Origin of the sequence: Agrobacterium larrymoorei (genome assembly GCF_005145045.1) — a bacterium.
GTDB lineage: Bacteria > Pseudomonadota > Alphaproteobacteria > Rhizobiales > Rhizobiaceae > Agrobacterium > Agrobacterium larrymoorei.
Genome location: NZ_CP039691.1, coordinates 397,383 through 413,073, shown reverse-complemented (window position 1 = coordinate 413,073; position 15,691 = coordinate 397,383). Strand labels below are relative to the sequence as shown.

Genomic DNA, 15,691 nt, shown 5'->3' with positions numbered 1-15,691 from the left:
AAACGGGATTTTTCTTCGCGGGGAAAGATTTCCCGTTTCGTGCGTTAGGGGTTGCGCATAGTCAACTTCACGATGTTATAACGCGACCGTGAACGGGGCTGGGACACCTTATCGCATCGTGGCTGCATGTGATTTGCAGCCGACAGGGGAGGATACGTCTTGGTATCTGAAAAAGCACTCATCTCAAAAATCACATGGCGGCTGATGCCGTTTCTGGGGCTTCTTTACCTGATCGCCTATATCGACCGCCAGAATGTCAGCTTCGCCAAGCTGCAAATGGTCGGCGACCTTGGCCTCAGCGAATATGCCTATGGTCTTGGCGCATCGCTGTTTTTCATCGGCTACTTCATTTTCGAGGTGCCGAGCAACCTGCTGCTCAACCGCTTCGGCGCCAGACTCTGGTTTGCCCGCATCATCATCTCCTGGGGCCTCGTGACTATTGCTCTGGCCTATACCACCAGCCCGACCATGTTCTATGTCCTGCGCTTCCTTCTCGGCGTCTGCGAAGCGGGCTTCTTCCCCGGCGTTCTCTACCTTCTGACACTCTGGTTCCCGCGCGATTATCGCGGCCGCATGGTCGGCCTGTTCATGATCTTCAGCGCGCTCGCCAACGCCATCGGCGCACCGCTTGGCGGAATGTTGCTCGATCTGGATGGTCTGTGGGGTTATGCGGGCTGGGAATGGGTCTTCCTCGCAACGGGTATTCCTGCCATCATTGCAGGCATCGCCACCATTTTCTATCTGGACGACACGCCGGAAAAGGCGCGATTCCTGTCGCGCGAGGAAAAAGATTGGTTGCAGAAGCGCATCGCCTCTGAAAACTCCGGCATGGAAGAACATGCCGAAGATGGCTTCCGCGCGCTGATCAACCCACGCGTCCTGTTCATGTCGCTTTGCTATGTGGGCTTTCCGCTGGCGGCCTATGGTCTCAGCTACTGGCTGCCGACAATCGTGAAAAGCTTCGGTGTGTCCAACACCGCCAACGGCTTCATCAATATCATTCCATGGCTGGTTGTCGCCGTTGCCCTCTATGTCGTGCCATCGGCTGCCGACCGGTCGGAAAAGAAGACCGCATACATCGTCGCCCCTGCCTTCATCGGCGCTGTCTGCCTGCTGATGTCGGCGCTTCTCACCTCGCCCGCTCTGCAATTTGCTTTCCTCTGCGTCGCAGCAGCAGGCATTTTTGCGGGTCAGCCCGTGTTCTGGAGCCTGCCGGGTCGCTTCCTCAAGGGGGCAGGCGCAGCGGCGGGCCTTGCAGCCATCAACTCGGTCGGCAATCTCGGCGGCTTCGTCGCCCAGAATGTCGTGCCATGGATCCGCGATGAAACGGGCAGCACGATTGCACCTATGTTCTTTCTGGCCGCATGCCTCGCCATTGCAGGCGTTCTCGTCATCATTGCGGGCCGCATGATCGCGTCCCAGCTGCAATCGCAAACCGGTTCTCACGCCTGACCGGAAAGCGCATTCAACGTCCCTGCTTGCGGCGCATTGTCTTTTCGATGCGCCGCAGGATCAGTGAAAGCCCAAGCGTCAGAATGAGATAGACGTAAGCGACGATCAAATAGGTCTCGAAAAAGCGAAACGAACCAGCCGCATAGACCTTTCCAAGCTGCGTAATATCCGCCACCCCAAGAACCGAGACCAGCGAACTGTCCTTCACCATCGAAACGAAATCGTTGGAAAGCGGCGGAAAGATCGTGCGGATGGCCTGCGGGAAGGTGATGAGACGGAAGCGCTGGTAGCGGCTGAGGCCAAGCGCCTTTGCAGCCTCACCCTGGCCAACATCGACCGCTTCGATACCGGCACGAAATATTTCCGCAATGAAAGCGCCATAGCACACGGTCAGTGCAAGGATCGCCCGCCATGTCAGCGAAAAATCCCGAACCATCATCGGCTCAACCCACCCCGCCTGCACCAACGGCGTCAGCAGCCAGTTAATGCCATCCACGAGCACCGGCGCACCGGCGAAAGCGATGTAAAACAGCACGACGAGGATCGGGATGCCGCGCATGGTTTCGATGTAGAAGCGCGAGATTTGCCGCAGCACGATATTATCCGCCATGCCGAGCACCGCGATGAACAGCCCGCATAGGCACGCCAGAAAGAAGGCCACCAGCGTAACGAATATCGTCATGCCGATGCCGTTGATGACGGTGGTGAAAACCTGCGCATAAATGCCGTTGACGGCGATGACGACAGCCAGCACAACGCCGATGCCGATCAACGCCACCAGCCACCATGGAAAATCATCGGCTGCATGGCGGGAACGCGGACCCGTCACGCCGCAAACCCTTGCGAGCATAGGTAGTTCATCGGCTTATTCGCCAAGCTTGTAATCCAGGAACCATTTCTTATCCAGCGCGGCAAACGTGCCATCCGCCTTCAGTGCCACAATGGCAGCATTGATCGGACCGACGAGATCCGACCCCTTCTTGAAGATGAAACCGAAATCATCACCACCCAGAGGGCCACCGATCAGCTTCAGCTTGCCGTCGGAAGCATCGACATAGCCCTTGCCAGCAACGCCGTCCGTCAGAACCAGATCGACATCCCCCGCCCGCAAGGCCTGCACCGTCGCACCGAAAGTCTCCATCAGCTTGACGCGCGGGTTCTGCTCGTTGCCATCGAGAATATCATAGACGGCGGTATAGAAAGGCGTCGTACCCGCCTGCGCGCCCACGAGACCCTTTTCGAAAGCGGCAAAACTCTTGGCATCGGTGAAGCGATTTTCATCCGCCCGCACCAGCATGAACATTTCCGAGCGCATATAGGGAACAGAGAAATCGACCTTCTCCTTGCGCTCTTCCTTGATGCTGATGCCGGTCATGCCGATATCATATTGCCCAGCGGAAACCGCGGGTATCATCGCATCCCAGGATGCATTCTGATACTCGACTTTCGCGTTCAACCGCTTTGCGATCTCATTCATCGCATCATATTCCCAGCCAATGGCCTTACCCGTCTTCGGATCAACGAATTGCAAAGGCGGGTAGGCGTTCTCCGTCACAACCAAAATTTCCTTGCCCTTCAGGTCAGGCAAATCGGCAGCGGATGCCAGAAACGGCGAAAACACGGCGGCGGCAAAAGCGATGAAAAACGAGCGTCTGAACAATTTGGTTCTCCTGCGAACAGCGCTGGAAAATGACACGCTTTAAAGCCGCGGCGCAAGAGATTTACGTTCAAAGAAAGCGGCGCGGTTAGAATACCGCTAGGTCTCCTAACGTGAATTTTGCCGGAATGCCCGTTCAACCTCACCGCCTTGCGTCATCCTGGGGTTTGAGCCACTCTGGAGCGTGTACTCAGCTCTTCCGTTCAGCAATGAACTGCGCTGCCTCGGCAAGTGTCTCTGCCTTATCCCCATAAGGTCTCAGCAATTCCGCAGCCTCGACTACCAGTCCGCGTAGTTTCGCGCGTGCCCATTCTTCTCCGCGCAGGCCGACCAGCGTGCCTTTGCCGCGCGCAGCGTCCTTGCCGGTCGCTTTGCCCATCGTGGCGACGTCGGAGGTGAGGTCCAGAAGGTCGTCGGCGAGCTGGAAGGCGAGGCCGATTTTTTCGCCGAAGCTCCGGAGTGTTTTTCTGTCGGAAGCATCGTTTCCGGCGATGATTGCTCCTGCCTCACAGGCAAAACGCAGCAGCGCGCCCGTCTTCATAGCCTGCAAAGTCAGGATGCCGGTTTCGTCTGGCGCCTGCTTTTCTGCGGCAAGATCAAGCGCCTGTCCGCCTGCCATTCCGCCGATCCCGGCAGCGCGTGCGAGCGAAAGCACGAGGGCCGTTTTCTGATCTCCAGAAAGCTGCGTTTCCGGGGCCGCGATGATGTCGAAGGCCAGCGTCAGAAGGCTGTCGCCTGCGAGAATGGCGGTGGCTTCGTCGAATTTCTTATGCACGGTGGGCTGGCCACGGCGAATGTCATCGTCGTCCATGGCGGGCAGGTCGTCATGAACGAGCGAATAGCAGTGCAGACATTCGAGTGCGGCACCCACCCTCAACGCGGCGTTTTCGTTACCGCCCAGCAGCTTTGCCGTCTCGATGACGAGGAAGGGGCGTAGGCGCTTGCCGCCGTTCAAAACGCCGTGGCGCATGGCGGCAAGAAGATTGGCCGGGCGAGCGATTTCGTCCTCGCCCGTTGCATCGGCCAGCAGTTCCGCCAGCAGAGCTTCCGTCTTCATCGCATTGTCGCGCAGCCGCATTTCGAAGGTCATGGTGAGCGTTCCTTGTGTCAGCGGCTGTTTCGCATGGGGAAAAATGGCTGGCAAATGTTTTGTGTAACGAGGGCGGAACTTCGTTATCGTGAGTAGCCTTGATGGTTCATGCGGAATATGAAAGGCTTGATCTGAACCAGTGGGGACGGGATTTGAGCAGTACGCCGGACAGCGAGACGGATTATGAAGCGCGACCGGAGGATGGGAGCAAGCCGAAGGTGGATGTCCGAAACCTCGTCAAACGCGTGGTGATCTTTTTCGTCGCTCTGTTCATCCTGCCTTACCTGCTGATCCCGGTCTATGCGCTTCCATTCATCCGTCCCGTTTCGACATTGATGCTGGCTGATCTTGTCACCTTCCAAGGCTATGACCGTCGCTGGGTGCCGCTGGAGGATATTTCGCCGCGCCTGGTGCAATCGGTGATGATGTCCGAGGACGGACAGTTCTGTTCCCATGGCGGCGTAGACTGGAACCAGATGCAGACGGTGGTGAATAGCGCACTGGAAGGTGAATCCACGCGCGGCGCAAGCACCATCCCCATGCAGACGTCCAAGAACCTGTTTCTGTGGAATGGCCGCTCTTTCATTCGCAAGGGGCTGGAACTGCCGCTTGCCGTCGTCTCGGATTTCGTCTGGTCCAAGAAGCGGATGATGGAGATTTATCTCAACATTGCGGAATGGGGTCCCGGCATCTATGGCATCGAAGCCGCTGCGCAGCATCATTTCAAGGTGCCCGCTTCGAAGCTGAGCTCGCGTCAGGCGGCCCTTCTTGCTGTTGCCCTGCCCAATCCCATTGATCGGGTTGCAAGCAAACCCGGTCGCGGCATGCAGCGTCTGGCTGGGTTGATAGAGCGCCGGGCCAGGGGTTCCGGCGCCTATGTCGGTTGCGTCCTGAACTAAGCCGTATCAGCTTTTCGAAAAGATATAGTCGGTTTCCTGGACCAGCGTCTCGCCGGGGCGGAGGATCGCCTTCGGGAAGTTTTCGTGGTTGACGGAATCCGGCCAGATCTGCGTTTCCAGGCAGAAGCCTGCGAAGGGGCCGTAATGTCTGCCATCATGGCCGGGAACGGCGGTGTTCAGCTTGAAGGCGGTGTAGAGCTGGACGCCGGGTTCGGTGGTGTGAACTTCAAGCGACACGCCGGATGCCGGTGCGTGGACGCGGGCGACCTTGCGCTTTGCCACACGTTCTGCCGAGAGGCAGAAATTGTGATCGTAAAGAACCTGCTCGCCATTCTCCTCACGCTTCATCGGCGTGGTCTTCCGTAAATCGAAGGCCGTGCCTTCCACGGAGCGGATTTCGCCGGTCGGAATCTGGCGGTCGTCCGTCGGCAGATAATGGTCGGCGGCGATTTCGATTTCGTGACCGAGAGCGGTTTCGGCTCCATCCAGATTGAAGTAGGAATGTTGGCAGATATTGGCGATGGTCGGCTGGTCCGTCGTCGTCTCGTAGAGAACCGAAAGCACGCCGCCTTCGCGGATCGTGTAGGTCGCGGTAATGGTGCAGTTGCCGGGATAGCCGGCGCGGCCATCGGGATCGATGATTTGAAGCACGACGTGGCTTGGGCCATGCTCCATGATCAGCCAGTTGCGCTTGCCGGTGCCGTCGCTGCCGCCGTGGAGATGAGTGATGCCCTTCTCGTTCAGTTCAAGCTGATAGCTCTTGCCATCGATGGAGAATTTTCCGCTGTCGATGCGGTTGGCATTTCTGCCGGGTGTCGCGCCGAAATAGGATGAGTATTTTGGATAATAATCGAAATTGTCGAAGCCGAGCACAAGCGGCGGCTGATGGCCTTCGAGGCGCACATCCTGAATGACCGCGCCCCAGGTGATGACCTTTGCGGTCAGGCCACCGGCGGAAATGGTAACCCGCTCGACCTTTTCACCTGTTGGCGTGAAGCCGAAATTTTCCCGTGCGGCCGCTTCGCTCATCCCGTTCTCTCCAAATCGGTTCAGTTGCGCCGGAGGTTGCGTCATTTTCCGGCCCGGCGCAACGTCTGAATGCAGAGCCGATCAGGCAGCCTTATCGCCGATATTGTCCAACTCGTATGGTGTGGTCTGGTAGATTTCGTTGATCCAGTTGCCGAAGAACAGATGCGCGTGGCTGCGCCAGCGATTGAGCGGCGTGAGTGACGGGTCGTTGTGCGGGAAGTAGTCATGCGGCAGCTTGATCGGCACGCCGGAATCCACATCGCGGAAATACTCGTCCGACAGGGATGTGGAATCATATTCGACGTGATTGAACATATAGAGACGCTTGCCGCGCTTTTCATGCACCAGACACACGCCCATCTCTTCGGATTCCATCAGGATTTCAAGATCGGGATGTTTTTCGATATCGGCACGCCGAACTTCCGTCCAGCGTGATACCGGCACCTGAAAATCATCGGAGAAACCGTTGAGATAGATGGAGGCAGGGCTGAGATTGCGGTGGCGGTAAACGCCGAAGGCCTTTTCCTTCAAGCCATGCTTGGGCACGCCGTGGAAGTGGTAGATGGCCGCCATCGCGCCCCAGCAGACGTTCAGCGTCGAATGGACATTCGTTTCCGTCCACTCGAAAATCTTCCGCATTTCATCCCAATAGGTCACGTCCTCATAAGCCAGCGTTTCCACGGGCGCACCGGTGATGATGAAGCCATCGAATTTGCGGTGGCGCACCTCTTCCCATGTTTCATAGAAGGAAAGCAGGTGTTCTTCCGGCGTGTTCTTGGCGCGGTGCCCGCCGATACGGATCAGCGACAGCTCCACCTGAAGCGGCGAAGCGCCGACGAGGCGCGCCACCTGGACTTCCGTCTTGATCTTGTTCGGCATGAGGTTGAGAAGCCCGATCTGGAGCGGGCGAATATCCTGACGGATCGCCATGGTCTCGGTCATCACCCGCACGCCCTCGTTCACGAGGGTCTCAAAAGCAGGCAGCGTATCGGGAATCTTGATGGGCATCTCGAACTCTCACTTTCAGGCGCAAAGCCGTGAAAACAAAAAAACCGGCAGCGAAATCGCGACCGGTCCTCGGAAATTGCCTGTTTCCTCGACCCTTTAGCGACTTCTTTAAAGTGGCTGCAAGCCGGTCGGCAAATCACCACTGGCGGCTGTCATAATCCTGTCCGGGCTAAAAATCAATATCGACGGTCTGCTGGCGGTTTCAGCCTTCCTTGAGGGGTCGTTTCACGATAAGGCAGGGCATGACTTCGGATCATTTCACCATTCTGCTGGGCGGCGATATCGTCGTGACCGACCGGTTGCGCCAGTCGGTTGCGGACACACGCGTCATCGCAGCCGATAGCGGCATGCGCCACGCCGAGCCTCTCGGTCTTACGCCAGAGCTTTGGATGGGTGATTTCGATTCCTCGGATTCCGATCTCATCAAGCGCTGGCCGGATGTTTTGCAACAGCCCTTTCCGGCAGCCAAGGGTGAAACGGACGGCGAGATTGCCGTGTCGGAGGCTTTGGCGCGTGGCGCCAAGCGGCTGACGCTTGTGGGTGCCCTGGCGGGTGAGCGGTCGGATCATGCACTGTTCCATCTGCTTTACGCGGTGGCGCTGGCGGAGCGTGGTTTCGACGTGACCTTGACCTCCGGCGAGGAGGAGGCTTTTCCGTTGCTGGACAAGGAACTGGTGCTGGATCTGCCTGCCGGGTCTCTCTTTTCCGTGGCGGGATTTACCGCGCTCGAGGGGCTCGACATCGAGAATGTCCGCTATCCCCTCACCGATTTCGCGCTTGCCTTCGGCTCGTCGCGCACTATTTCCAACGTGGCTGAAGGGCAAGTGCACCTTCGCCTCAAAAGCGGCAAGGCCATCGTCCTTGCCCGTCCCTATGATTTGACCGGAGCCTGATGCCTTGGCACCTCCCATTTTGAAACTCGACGATATCAAGCTGACCTTCGGCGTGACGCCGCTTCTGGACGGCGCCAATTTCCAGGTGGAGCCGGGCGACCGCATCTGCCTTGTCGGTCGCAACGGTTCCGGCAAATCGACGCTGATGAAGATTGCTGCCGGTCTGGTGGAGGCACAGTCCGGAGAGGTTTTTCGCCATCCCTCCGCTACGATCCGTTATCTGGAGCAGGCACCGGATTTTGGTGGTTACGAGACGGTGCAGGCCTATGCGGAATCCGGTCTCGGGCCGGGGGATGATGCCTATCGCGTCACCTATCTTCTGGAGCATCTGGGGCTGACCGGACAGGAAAATCCGGCGAGCCTTTCCGGTGGAGAAGCCCGTCGCGCAGCGCTTGCGCGCGTCATGGCGCCGCAGCCGGATATCCTGATGTTGGACGAGCCGACCAACCATCTCGATCTGCCCACCATAGAATGGCTGGAAGGCGAATTGCAGCAGACGCGCAGCGCGCTGGTGCTGATCTCGCACGACCGCCGCTTTCTTGAAAAGGTTTCGACGGCAACGGTGTGGCTCGACCGCGGGCAATCCCGTCGCCTCAATCGCGGCTTTGCCCATTTCGAGGAATGGCGCGACAAGGTTCTGGAAGAGGAAGAGCTGGAACAGCACAAACTCGGCAAGGCTATCGAGCGTGAAGAACACTGGATGCGCTATGGCGTCACGGCGCGGCGCAAGCGCAACATGCGCCGTGTGGGCGAACTGCGGGACATGCGCGCGGCCTATCGCGGGCACACCGGCCCACAGGGTACCGTGCAGGCAACGGTTACGGAGGGTCGCGAATCCGGCAAGCTGGTGATCGAAGCGGATACCATCACCAAGTCCTATGGGGATCGCACCATCGTTGCGCCCTTCTCCCTGCGCGTCAATCGCGGCGATTGCATCGGCTTCGTCGGCCCCAATGGTGCTGGCAAGACGACGCTTCTGAAGATGCTGACGGGCCAGCTGGAACCGGATAGCGGCACGGTGAAGCTCGGCACCAAGCTCGAAATCGCCACTCTCGACCAGAAGCGTGAGGACCTGAACCTCGAGGATACGCTTGCTCATTACCTGACGGACGGGCGCGGCGACAACCTGCTGGTCAATGGCGAGGTCAAGCATGTGACCGGCTATATGAAGGACTTCCTGTTCCAGCCGGAACAGGCGCGCACGCCGATCCGCAAGCTTTCCGGCGGTGAGCGTGCACGCCTCATTCTGGCGCGCATTCTAGCCAAGCCGACCAATCTTCTGATCCTCGATGAGCCGACGAACGATCTCGATATCGAGACGCTCGATCTGTTGCAGGAAATCGTCGCGAATTTTTCCGGCACCGTCATTCTCGTCAGCCACGACCGCGATTTCCTCGACCGCACGGTGACCTCAACCATCGCACCCGCCAACCCGGATGCGCCGGATGGACGCTGGATCGAATATGCTGGCGGCTATTCCGATATGATGGCGCAGCGCAAAGGCGCTGCCGATGACAAGCGCCGGGCGGAAAAGCAGGATAAGGCGAAATCCACCGCAAGCACTGCTGCGGCTTCGGAACCGTCCAAGGCCAAGGGCAAGCTGTCCTTCAAGCAGAAATTCGCGCTCGAAAATCTGCCCAAGGAGATGGAGCAGACGCAGGGCGAAATTGCCAAGCGTGAGGAACGCATGGCCGATCCGCAGCTCTTCGCCAAAGACCCCGGCGCATTCAACAAGCTGGCCGACGAGATGGCAAAGCTAAGGCACAAGCTGGAGGCCATGGAAGAAGAGTGGCTGGAACTGGAGATGCTGCGGGAAGAGCTGGAAGGATAAAAATTCCTGCTCTTGTTGGGATCGTCTCTCCTTAACCGTCTTTGACAGGTAAGCGAATTTACGTTTTCCTATTCAAAACGGGAGGAACCCAGACCATGCGCATGATTTTCGTCAATTTACCGGTCAAGAATATCGAGGCGTCGAAAGCGTTCTTCACCGCGCTCGGCTTCAGTTTCAATCCGGAATATTCGGATGAGCGCACGCTCTGCATGATCGTGGAGAAGAACATCTTCGTCATGCTTCTTCAGGAAGAGCGGTTCCGGGACTTCATCAACGGCGATATTGCGGATGCCAATAGCAGCACCGAAGTCTTGACCTGCCTTTCAGCCTCCAGCCGCGACGAGATAGACAGCATGCTGGCGACGGCGCTCTCTTCGGGCGGGCGCGAATGGAAGCCGGTGCAGGATCATGGCTTCATGTATGCAGGCAGCTTTCAGGATCCTGACGGGCATGTCTGGGAACTGGTGCATATGACCGAGCAGGCGTAACGGCTTGCGCCTTGCCAACGGCCTCATGTGCGATTACATCTTCGCGAAGATCTAACGGGGTGCTTTGTCTTGAGAGACAGGGCTGAGAGGCATCTGCCAACCCGAAGAACCTGATCCGGTTAACACCGGCGGAGGGATTAGACGGCTTCCATCCAGACGCCTATTCCCGTTTGCCCATTCGAGGAGGTGTCTGATGCTGCGTCGTTTGTTCCTGTCTGGCCTTGTTGCCTCGTCGTTTCTTCTGCCCGGCCTCGCCGCAGCGCAGGATAAGAAGGTACTGACGGTCTATACTTACGAAAGCTTCGTTTCCGAATGGGGTCCCGGCCCCAAGGTCAAGGAGGCTTTCGAAAAAACCTGCAATTGCACCGTCAATTTCGTCGGTGTGGCCGATGGTGTTGCGCTGCTCAACCGGCTGAAGCTGGAAGGTACGGGCTCCAAGGCGGATGTCGTCGTGGGTCTCGATACGAACCTCATTGCCGAGGCAAAGCAAACCGGACTTTTCGAAGCTTCGGGGATCGATAGTTCTTCCGCAAAGGTGCCGGGCGGCTTCAAGGATGATGTGTTCGTTCCCTATGATTACGGCCACTTCGCCGTCGTCTACGATACGCAGGTGACGAAGAACCCGCCGAAAAGCATGAAGGAACTGGTCGAGGGCGACCCGTCCCAGAAGATTGCCATTCAGGACCCGCGCACATCGACGCCGGGCCTCGGGCTTCTGCTCTGGGTGAAATCGATCTACGGAGATAAGGCGCCGGAAGCCTGGGCGAAGCTCAAGAACCGCGTTTTGACGGTGACGCCGGGATGGTCGGAATCCTACGGCCTGTTCACCAAGGGCGAGGTGCCGATGGTGCTTTCCTACACCACCTCTCCTGCCTATCACATGGTTGCCGAGCATAGCGAGCGGTATCAGGCAGCGAGCTTCGAGGAAGGCCATTACATCCAGATCGAAGTGGCCGGTATTCTGAAGAATGCGCCGGACAAGGAGCTTGCCAAGCAGTTCCTCGCTTTCATTCTGACGCCGGGCTTTCAGGATGCGATTCCGGAAAACAACTGGATGATGCCGGTGACGGCAACGTCCCAACCGTTGCCGGATGCATTCAGCAAGCTCGTCCAGCCGACGAAGACGTTCCTGATGTCGCCTGAAGAGGTGGCAAAGAACCGCAAGGCGTGGATCGACGAATGGCTGACGGCCATGAGCGTGAAGTAAGCGCGAAAGGTCGCGTTACATGATCGCGCGCAGCGACAGACGCAGGTTCTTGATCGGCGGCACGGCGGCATTCATCACCGTGCTTCTGTTCATTGGGCTCGCCGTCGCTGCGCTGCTGGCTTTCGATACGGGTGCTGCTTCGGAGGCTCTTTTCGATACCTATACGTTGCGCATCCTACGCTTCACGCTCTGGCAGGCGACGCTTTCGACTGTGCTTTCAGTCGTTCTTGGATTGCCCGTGGCGCTGGCGCTGGCGCGTCAGGCCGATTTTCCCGGTCGCATCTGGATCATACGGTTGATGGCGGTTCCCATGGGGTTGCCAGTCATTGTAGGCGCTCTCGGGTTGATTTCCATCTGGGGCAGGCAGGGTTTGCTGAACACGGCGCTGCTGGCCGCGGGTGCGGAGCAGCCCTTCAGTATTTATGGCTTGTCTGGCATTCTCATCGCCCATGTCTTCTTCAATCTGCCGCTTGCCGTGCGCTTCTTTCTGGCAGGGCTTGAGAGAATACCGGGCGAGTACTGGCGGATGAGCGCCAGCCTTGGCATGGGCTCATGGTCCGTTTTTCGCTTTATCGAATGGCCGGTCGTTCAGCGGCTGGTGCCGGGTGTTGCGGGTCTCATCTTCATGCTCTGCGCCACCAGCTTTACCCTCGTCCTGCTGCTTGGCGGAGGGCCAGCAGCGACGACTATCGAGGTTGCGATCTATCAGGCGCTTCGGTTCGATTTCGATCCGCCGCGCGCCATCGCCCTGTCATTGATGCAAATCGTCATGACGGGCCTTCTGCTCGTGCTTCTCTCGCTTTTGCCTGTAGCGGATGCCGAAGGGCAAACGTATGGGCGTAACGCAAGACGGTTCGATGGTGGCCGCATTCTAACGCGCCTGTGGGATGCAACGGCAATTCTGCTCTTGATCCTTTGGGTTGGCTTGCCTTTGGTCGCGGTAGCGGCCTCAGGCGTAACAGCAGATTTAACGCGGCTTCTCGGCACGCAGATTTTTCTTCGTGCGGCTTTGACCAGCCTGTCGATTGCGGTCGTCTCGGCGTTGCTGGCAACGTTGATTTCGGTCGCTCTCAGCCGGGCGCGTCAGGTAATCACCGAAAACAGGAAAGCGGGTGTATCCGCCAGATTCCTGTCCGCCTCTTTCGGCGCAGGCGCATCACTCGTTCTCCTCCTGCCGCCCGTCGTTCTTGGCAGCGGCTGGTTTCTGCTCCTGCGTCCGCTTGGCGATGTCGCGGTTTATGCTCCGGCGCTGGTGGCACTCATCAATATGCTGATGGCCTTGCCCTTTGTCATGCGGGTGCTAGAGCCAGCCTTCATCACGCATCAGGCTCGAACGGGGAAGCTATCGGCAAGTCTCGGCATGAGTGGTCTGTCGCGTTTCCGCCTTATCGACTGGCCAGTGCTCTGGCGTCCGTTCGCCATGGCCTTTTCCTTCGCGATGGCGCTTTCACTGGGTGATCTCGGTGCCGTTGCACTTTTCGGCTCTGAGAGTTTCGTGACGTTGCCTTGGCTGGTCTACAGCAATATGGGCAGTTACAGAACCAATGATGCGGCGGGCTATGCCTTCATTCTGGGTGTCATCTGCCTGTGTCTGGCGGCGGGCGGTGTCTCGCGACAATCCAATCCAGCAAAGGCGGCGGCATGAGTGAGCAGGCATCGGGCGTCCGTCTGGACAAGGTAGCGCTGACGCTGGGCGAACAGGATTTTTCCTTCGATTGCCTGTTCGAAAGCGGCAAGGTAACGGCGGTCGTTGGGCCATCCGGTTCAGGCAAGTCGACACTGCTCAATCTCGTTGCCGGTTTCGAAAAGCCGGATTCCGGGCGCGTTCTGATCGGGCAAGAGGATGTGAGCAATCACGATCCTGCCGAGCGTCCGGTTTCGCTGATCTTTCAGGACAATAATCTCTTCGCGCATCTGGATGTCTTCACCAATGTCGGGCTTGGCATCGATCCATCGCTTCGGCTTTCGCAGGCGCAACGTGAATCCATCAGGACCGCTTTGGAACGGGTGGGGCTTGCCGGTTTCGAGAAAAGGCTGCCTTCCAGCATGTCGGGCGGTGAGCGTCAGCGCGCCGCGCTTGCCCGCGCGCTCGTGCGCAAGCGATCCATCATGCTGCTGGACGAGCCTTTCGCAGCGCTCGATCCGGGTCTGCGGGCGGGCATGGCGGCGCTTTTGAAAGAGTTGCATCTGGAAAGTAACAATACGGTTCTACTCGTCACTCATCACCCGGATGACATACGTCGTCTTGCCGATGAGGTGGTTTTTCTTGGCTCCGGCAGAATCGTTTTTCAGGGAGACACGCAGTCTTTCTTCGCTGCGACGGATATTCACGAAATCGGTACTTTTCTTGATCTTTAGCCTGCCGCAGTGCCACAATTTGGACGCGGCGCGGTGTCAACCCTGCAAATACACACTGATGGTCCGCATATTTTGCACTTGCGAATCTGAACCAACTATTTGAGAAATATGCCGACACCATCTTTCGTCAGAATATTTCCACGCTATGGATCGTTTTCGCAGTTCGAGCATTTGTGTGCCCATCGGGGTAAATCTGGTATTCTGGTCTGCTTATAACGGATGATCAGGAACGTTAGGAGCAGACTGGCAGAATGATGACGCGTGTGAAGGCCTTAGAGGGCCGCACCTCCGGTCAGACAATTGTAAACAGGGTCAGGTCGGGCCGGGGCATTATCGCCCTGACCGCAGCATCGCTTATGCTTACGTCCTGCCAGTCGCTGTTCAGCCCCGCCTACCAGTCTTCGCTGAAACCGTCCGACAATCCGCAAACCGTGGAAGAGGTGCAGAAGAACGATCCGCGCGCGCAGATGGGCGCGCGTGAGCATCCGCGCATCGTGGCGAGCTATGGCGGCGAATATCATGACGACAAGACCGAACGTCTCGTTGCCAGAATTGCAGGTGCGCTGACGGCGGTTTCTGAAAACCCGCAGCAGTCCTATCGCATCACCATCTTGAATTCTCCGGCGATCAACGCCTTCGCCCTTCCGGGCGGCTACCTCTATGTGACGCGCGGTCTTCTGGCGCTTGCCAATGATGCGTCGGAAGTCGCAGCCGTTCTTTCGCATGAAATGGGTCACGTAACGGCCAACCACGGCATCGAGCGTCAGCGCCGCGAAGAGGCCGAAGTCATCGCGAGCCGTGTGGTGGCGGAAGTTCTGTCCAGTGATCTTGCTGGCAAGCAGGCGCTTGCGCGCGGCAAGCTGCGTCTTGCCGCCTTCTCGCGCCAGCAGGAATTGCAGGCGGATGTCATCGGCGTTCGGATGCTGGGCGAGGCGGGCTATGACCCCTACGCCTCTCCCCGCTTCCTCGATTCCATGGCGGCCTATGCGCGCTTCACCTCCGCCGATCCGGATAGCGACCAGAGCCTCGACTTTCTTTCGAGCCACCCGAACACGCCGCAGCGTATTGAGCTTGCCAAGCGCCATGCCCGCGCCTTCGGGCAGGAAGGCGAGGTGGGTGACAAGGGTCGCGACTGGTTCCTGAATGGTATCGATGGTTTGCTTTATGGCGATAGCCCGCAGGAAGGTTATGTCCGCGGCAACACGTTCCTGCACGGCAATCTCGGCATTCGCTTCGATGTACCGGACGGTTTCCAGATCGACAATAAGGTCGAAGCCGTTCTGGCGACGGGGCCGGGCGATATGGCCATTCGATTCGACGGTGTGGCCGACCCCAAGCAGACGAGCCTGCCGAATTACTTGACCAGCGGCTGGGTTGCCGGTTTGCTGCCGGAAACGGTTCGCGAAATTCAGGTGAATGGACTGCCCGCCGCCACGGCCCGCGCCAGCGCGGACAAATGGGATTTCGATGTCACCGTCATTCGCGTCGGTGACCAGATTTTCCGCTTCCTGACGGCGGTGCCAAAGGGTAGCCCACAGCTGGATACGGTGGCGAACGTTCTGCGTTCCAGCTTCCGCAAGATGACGCCATCGGAAATAGCCGCGCTGAAGCCGCTTCGCGTGCGGGTAATAACCGTAAAGCCCGGCGAAACTGTTGCGTCTCTCGCCGCGCGCATGATGGGTACGGACCGGAAACTTGAACTGTTTCGCGTTCTCAACGCGCTCAGCACCACGGCTGCGGTTCAGCCGGGGCAACGAGTGAAGATCATTGCGGAATAAA

14 protein-coding genes and 2 riboswitches are annotated in these 15,691 nt (G+C 58.3%); of the genes, 9 read left to right on the top strand and 5 right to left on the bottom strand.

Features of this window, described 5'->3' with window-relative positions; translation table 11 throughout:
* Nucleotides 1-159: 159 nt before the first annotated feature.
* The gene (locus tag CFBP5473_RS01905; protein ID WP_027673620.1) at nt 160-1,452 is read left to right on the top strand and encodes an MFS transporter; all 1,293 of its coding nucleotides are present in this window, start codon (nt 160-162) and stop codon (nt 1,450-1,452) included.
* A 13-nt stretch (nt 1,453-1,465) separates the two neighbouring features.
* Here CFBP5473_RS01905 and CFBP5473_RS01900 read toward each other — a convergent pair whose 3' ends face one another.
* The 3 genes from CFBP5473_RS01900 to CFBP5473_RS01890 all read right to left on the bottom strand — a co-directional run bounded on the left by CFBP5473_RS01900 (nt 1,466) and on the right by CFBP5473_RS01890 (nt 4,199).
* Nucleotides 1,466-2,302, bottom strand: a complete 837-nt coding sequence (locus CFBP5473_RS01900) for an amino acid ABC transporter permease (protein ID WP_051441133.1) — start codon at nt 2,300-2,302, stop codon at nt 1,466-1,468.
* A 15-nt stretch (nt 2,303-2,317) separates the two neighbouring features.
* Nucleotides 2,318-3,091, bottom strand: coding sequence for a transporter substrate-binding domain-containing protein (locus CFBP5473_RS01895; protein ID WP_234881792.1), 774 nt, complete (start codon nt 3,089-3,091; stop codon nt 2,318-2,320).
* Between the two features lie 208 nt (nt 3,092-3,299).
* On the bottom strand, nt 3,300-4,199 hold the full coding sequence (locus CFBP5473_RS01890) for a polyprenyl synthetase family protein (protein WP_037170648.1): 900 nt from the start codon (nt 4,197-4,199) through the stop codon (nt 3,300-3,302).
* A 152-nt stretch (nt 4,200-4,351) separates the two neighbouring features.
* Between CFBP5473_RS01890 and mtgA the strand changes: the two genes are divergently transcribed.
* Nucleotides 4,352-5,098 carry a monofunctional biosynthetic peptidoglycan transglycosylase gene (mtgA, locus tag CFBP5473_RS01885; protein WP_027673616.1) on the top strand — a complete coding sequence of 249 codons (747 nt, stop codon included), beginning with the start codon at nt 4,352-4,354 and terminating at the stop codon, nt 5,096-5,098.
* 6 nt (nt 5,099-5,104) lie between these two features.
* Here mtgA and CFBP5473_RS01880 read toward each other — a convergent pair whose 3' ends face one another.
* Nucleotides 5,105-6,127 carry an aldose epimerase family protein gene (locus CFBP5473_RS01880; protein WP_027673615.1) on the bottom strand — a complete coding sequence of 341 codons (1,023 nt, stop codon included), beginning with the start codon at nt 6,125-6,127 and terminating at the stop codon, nt 5,105-5,107.
* An 81-nt stretch (nt 6,128-6,208) separates the two neighbouring features.
* Nucleotides 6,209-7,135: a homoserine O-acetyltransferase MetA gene (gene metA, locus CFBP5473_RS01875; RefSeq protein WP_027673614.1), complete on the bottom strand. Its 927-nt coding sequence runs from the start codon at nt 7,133-7,135 to the stop codon at nt 6,209-6,211.
* A 76-nt stretch (nt 7,136-7,211) separates the two neighbouring features.
* Nucleotides 7,212-7,288: riboswitch (SAM riboswitch) on the bottom strand.
* An 89-nt stretch (nt 7,289-7,377) separates the two neighbouring features.
* Here metA and CFBP5473_RS01870 point away from each other — a divergent pair.
* The 7 genes from CFBP5473_RS01870 (at nt 7,378) to CFBP5473_RS01840 (ending at nt 15,690) form a co-directional block, all read left to right on the top strand.
* Nucleotides 7,378-8,028 (top strand): thiamine diphosphokinase, encoded by a 651-nt coding sequence (locus CFBP5473_RS01870; RefSeq protein WP_027673613.1) that lies wholly within the window; start codon nt 7,378-7,380, stop codon nt 8,026-8,028.
* 4 nt (nt 8,029-8,032) lie between these two features.
* On the top strand, nt 8,033-9,859 hold the full coding sequence (locus tag CFBP5473_RS01865; RefSeq protein ID WP_027673612.1) for an ABC-F family ATP-binding cassette domain-containing protein: 1,827 nt from the start codon (nt 8,033-8,035) through the stop codon (nt 9,857-9,859).
* Between the two features lie 95 nt (nt 9,860-9,954).
* Nucleotides 9,955-10,347 carry a VOC family protein gene (locus CFBP5473_RS01860; RefSeq protein ID WP_027673611.1) on the top strand — a complete coding sequence of 131 codons (393 nt, stop codon included), beginning with the start codon at nt 9,955-9,957 and terminating at the stop codon, nt 10,345-10,347.
* Between the two features lie 45 nt (nt 10,348-10,392).
* Nucleotides 10,393-10,501, top strand: a riboswitch (TPP riboswitch).
* A 39-nt stretch (nt 10,502-10,540) separates the two neighbouring features.
* Nucleotides 10,541-11,554 (top strand): thiamine ABC transporter substrate binding subunit, encoded by a 1,014-nt coding sequence (thiB, locus tag CFBP5473_RS01855; RefSeq protein WP_027673610.1) that lies wholly within the window; start codon nt 10,541-10,543, stop codon nt 11,552-11,554.
* Between the two features lie 19 nt (nt 11,555-11,573).
* Nucleotides 11,574-13,199, top strand: a complete 1,626-nt coding sequence (gene thiP, locus CFBP5473_RS01850; protein WP_027673609.1) for a thiamine/thiamine pyrophosphate ABC transporter permease ThiP — start codon at nt 11,574-11,576, stop codon at nt 13,197-13,199.
* Nucleotides 13,196-13,912: a thiamine ABC transporter ATP-binding protein gene (locus tag CFBP5473_RS01845; protein WP_027673608.1), complete on the top strand. Its 717-nt coding sequence runs from the start codon at nt 13,196-13,198 to the stop codon at nt 13,910-13,912. The genes thiP and CFBP5473_RS01845 overlap by 4 nt, the downstream gene beginning before the upstream one ends.
* Nucleotides 13,913-14,166: 254 nt before the next feature.
* On the top strand, nt 14,167-15,690 hold the full coding sequence (locus CFBP5473_RS01840; protein ID WP_459562891.1) for a M48 family metalloprotease: 1,524 nt from the start codon (nt 14,167-14,169) through the stop codon (nt 15,688-15,690).
* Nucleotide 15,691: the final 1 nt, after the last annotated feature.

Excerpts from the sequence above, each read along its gene's own strand:
- CFBP5473_RS01900 (WP_051441133.1), bottom strand. The coding sequence starts at position 2,302 with ATGCTCGCAAGGGTTTGCGGCGTGACGGGTCCGCGTTCCCGCCATGCA.
- CFBP5473_RS01890 (WP_037170648.1), bottom strand. The coding sequence starts at position 4,199 with ATGACCTTCGAAATGCGGCTGCGCGACAATGCGATGAAGACGGAAGCT.
- CFBP5473_RS01880 (WP_027673615.1), bottom strand. The coding sequence starts at position 6,127 with ATGAGCGAAGCGGCCGCACGGGAAAATTTCGGCTTCACGCCAACAGGT.
- metA (WP_027673614.1), bottom strand. The coding sequence starts at position 7,135 with ATGCCCATCAAGATTCCCGATACGCTGCCTGCTTTTGAGACCCTCGTG.
- CFBP5473_RS01870 (WP_027673613.1), top strand. The coding sequence starts at position 7,378 with ATGACTTCGGATCATTTCACCATTCTGCTGGGCGGCGATATCGTCGTG.
- CFBP5473_RS01860 (WP_027673611.1), top strand. The coding sequence starts at position 9,955 with ATGCGCATGATTTTCGTCAATTTACCGGTCAAGAATATCGAGGCGTCG.
- thiB (WP_027673610.1), top strand. The coding sequence starts at position 10,541 with ATGCTGCGTCGTTTGTTCCTGTCTGGCCTTGTTGCCTCGTCGTTTCTT.
- thiP (WP_027673609.1), top strand. The coding sequence starts at position 11,574 with ATGATCGCGCGCAGCGACAGACGCAGGTTCTTGATCGGCGGCACGGCG.
- CFBP5473_RS01845 (WP_027673608.1), top strand. The coding sequence starts at position 13,196 with ATGAGTGAGCAGGCATCGGGCGTCCGTCTGGACAAGGTAGCGCTGACG.
- CFBP5473_RS01840 (WP_459562891.1), top strand. The coding sequence starts at position 14,167 with ATGACGCGTGTGAAGGCCTTAGAGGGCCGCACCTCCGGTCAGACAATT.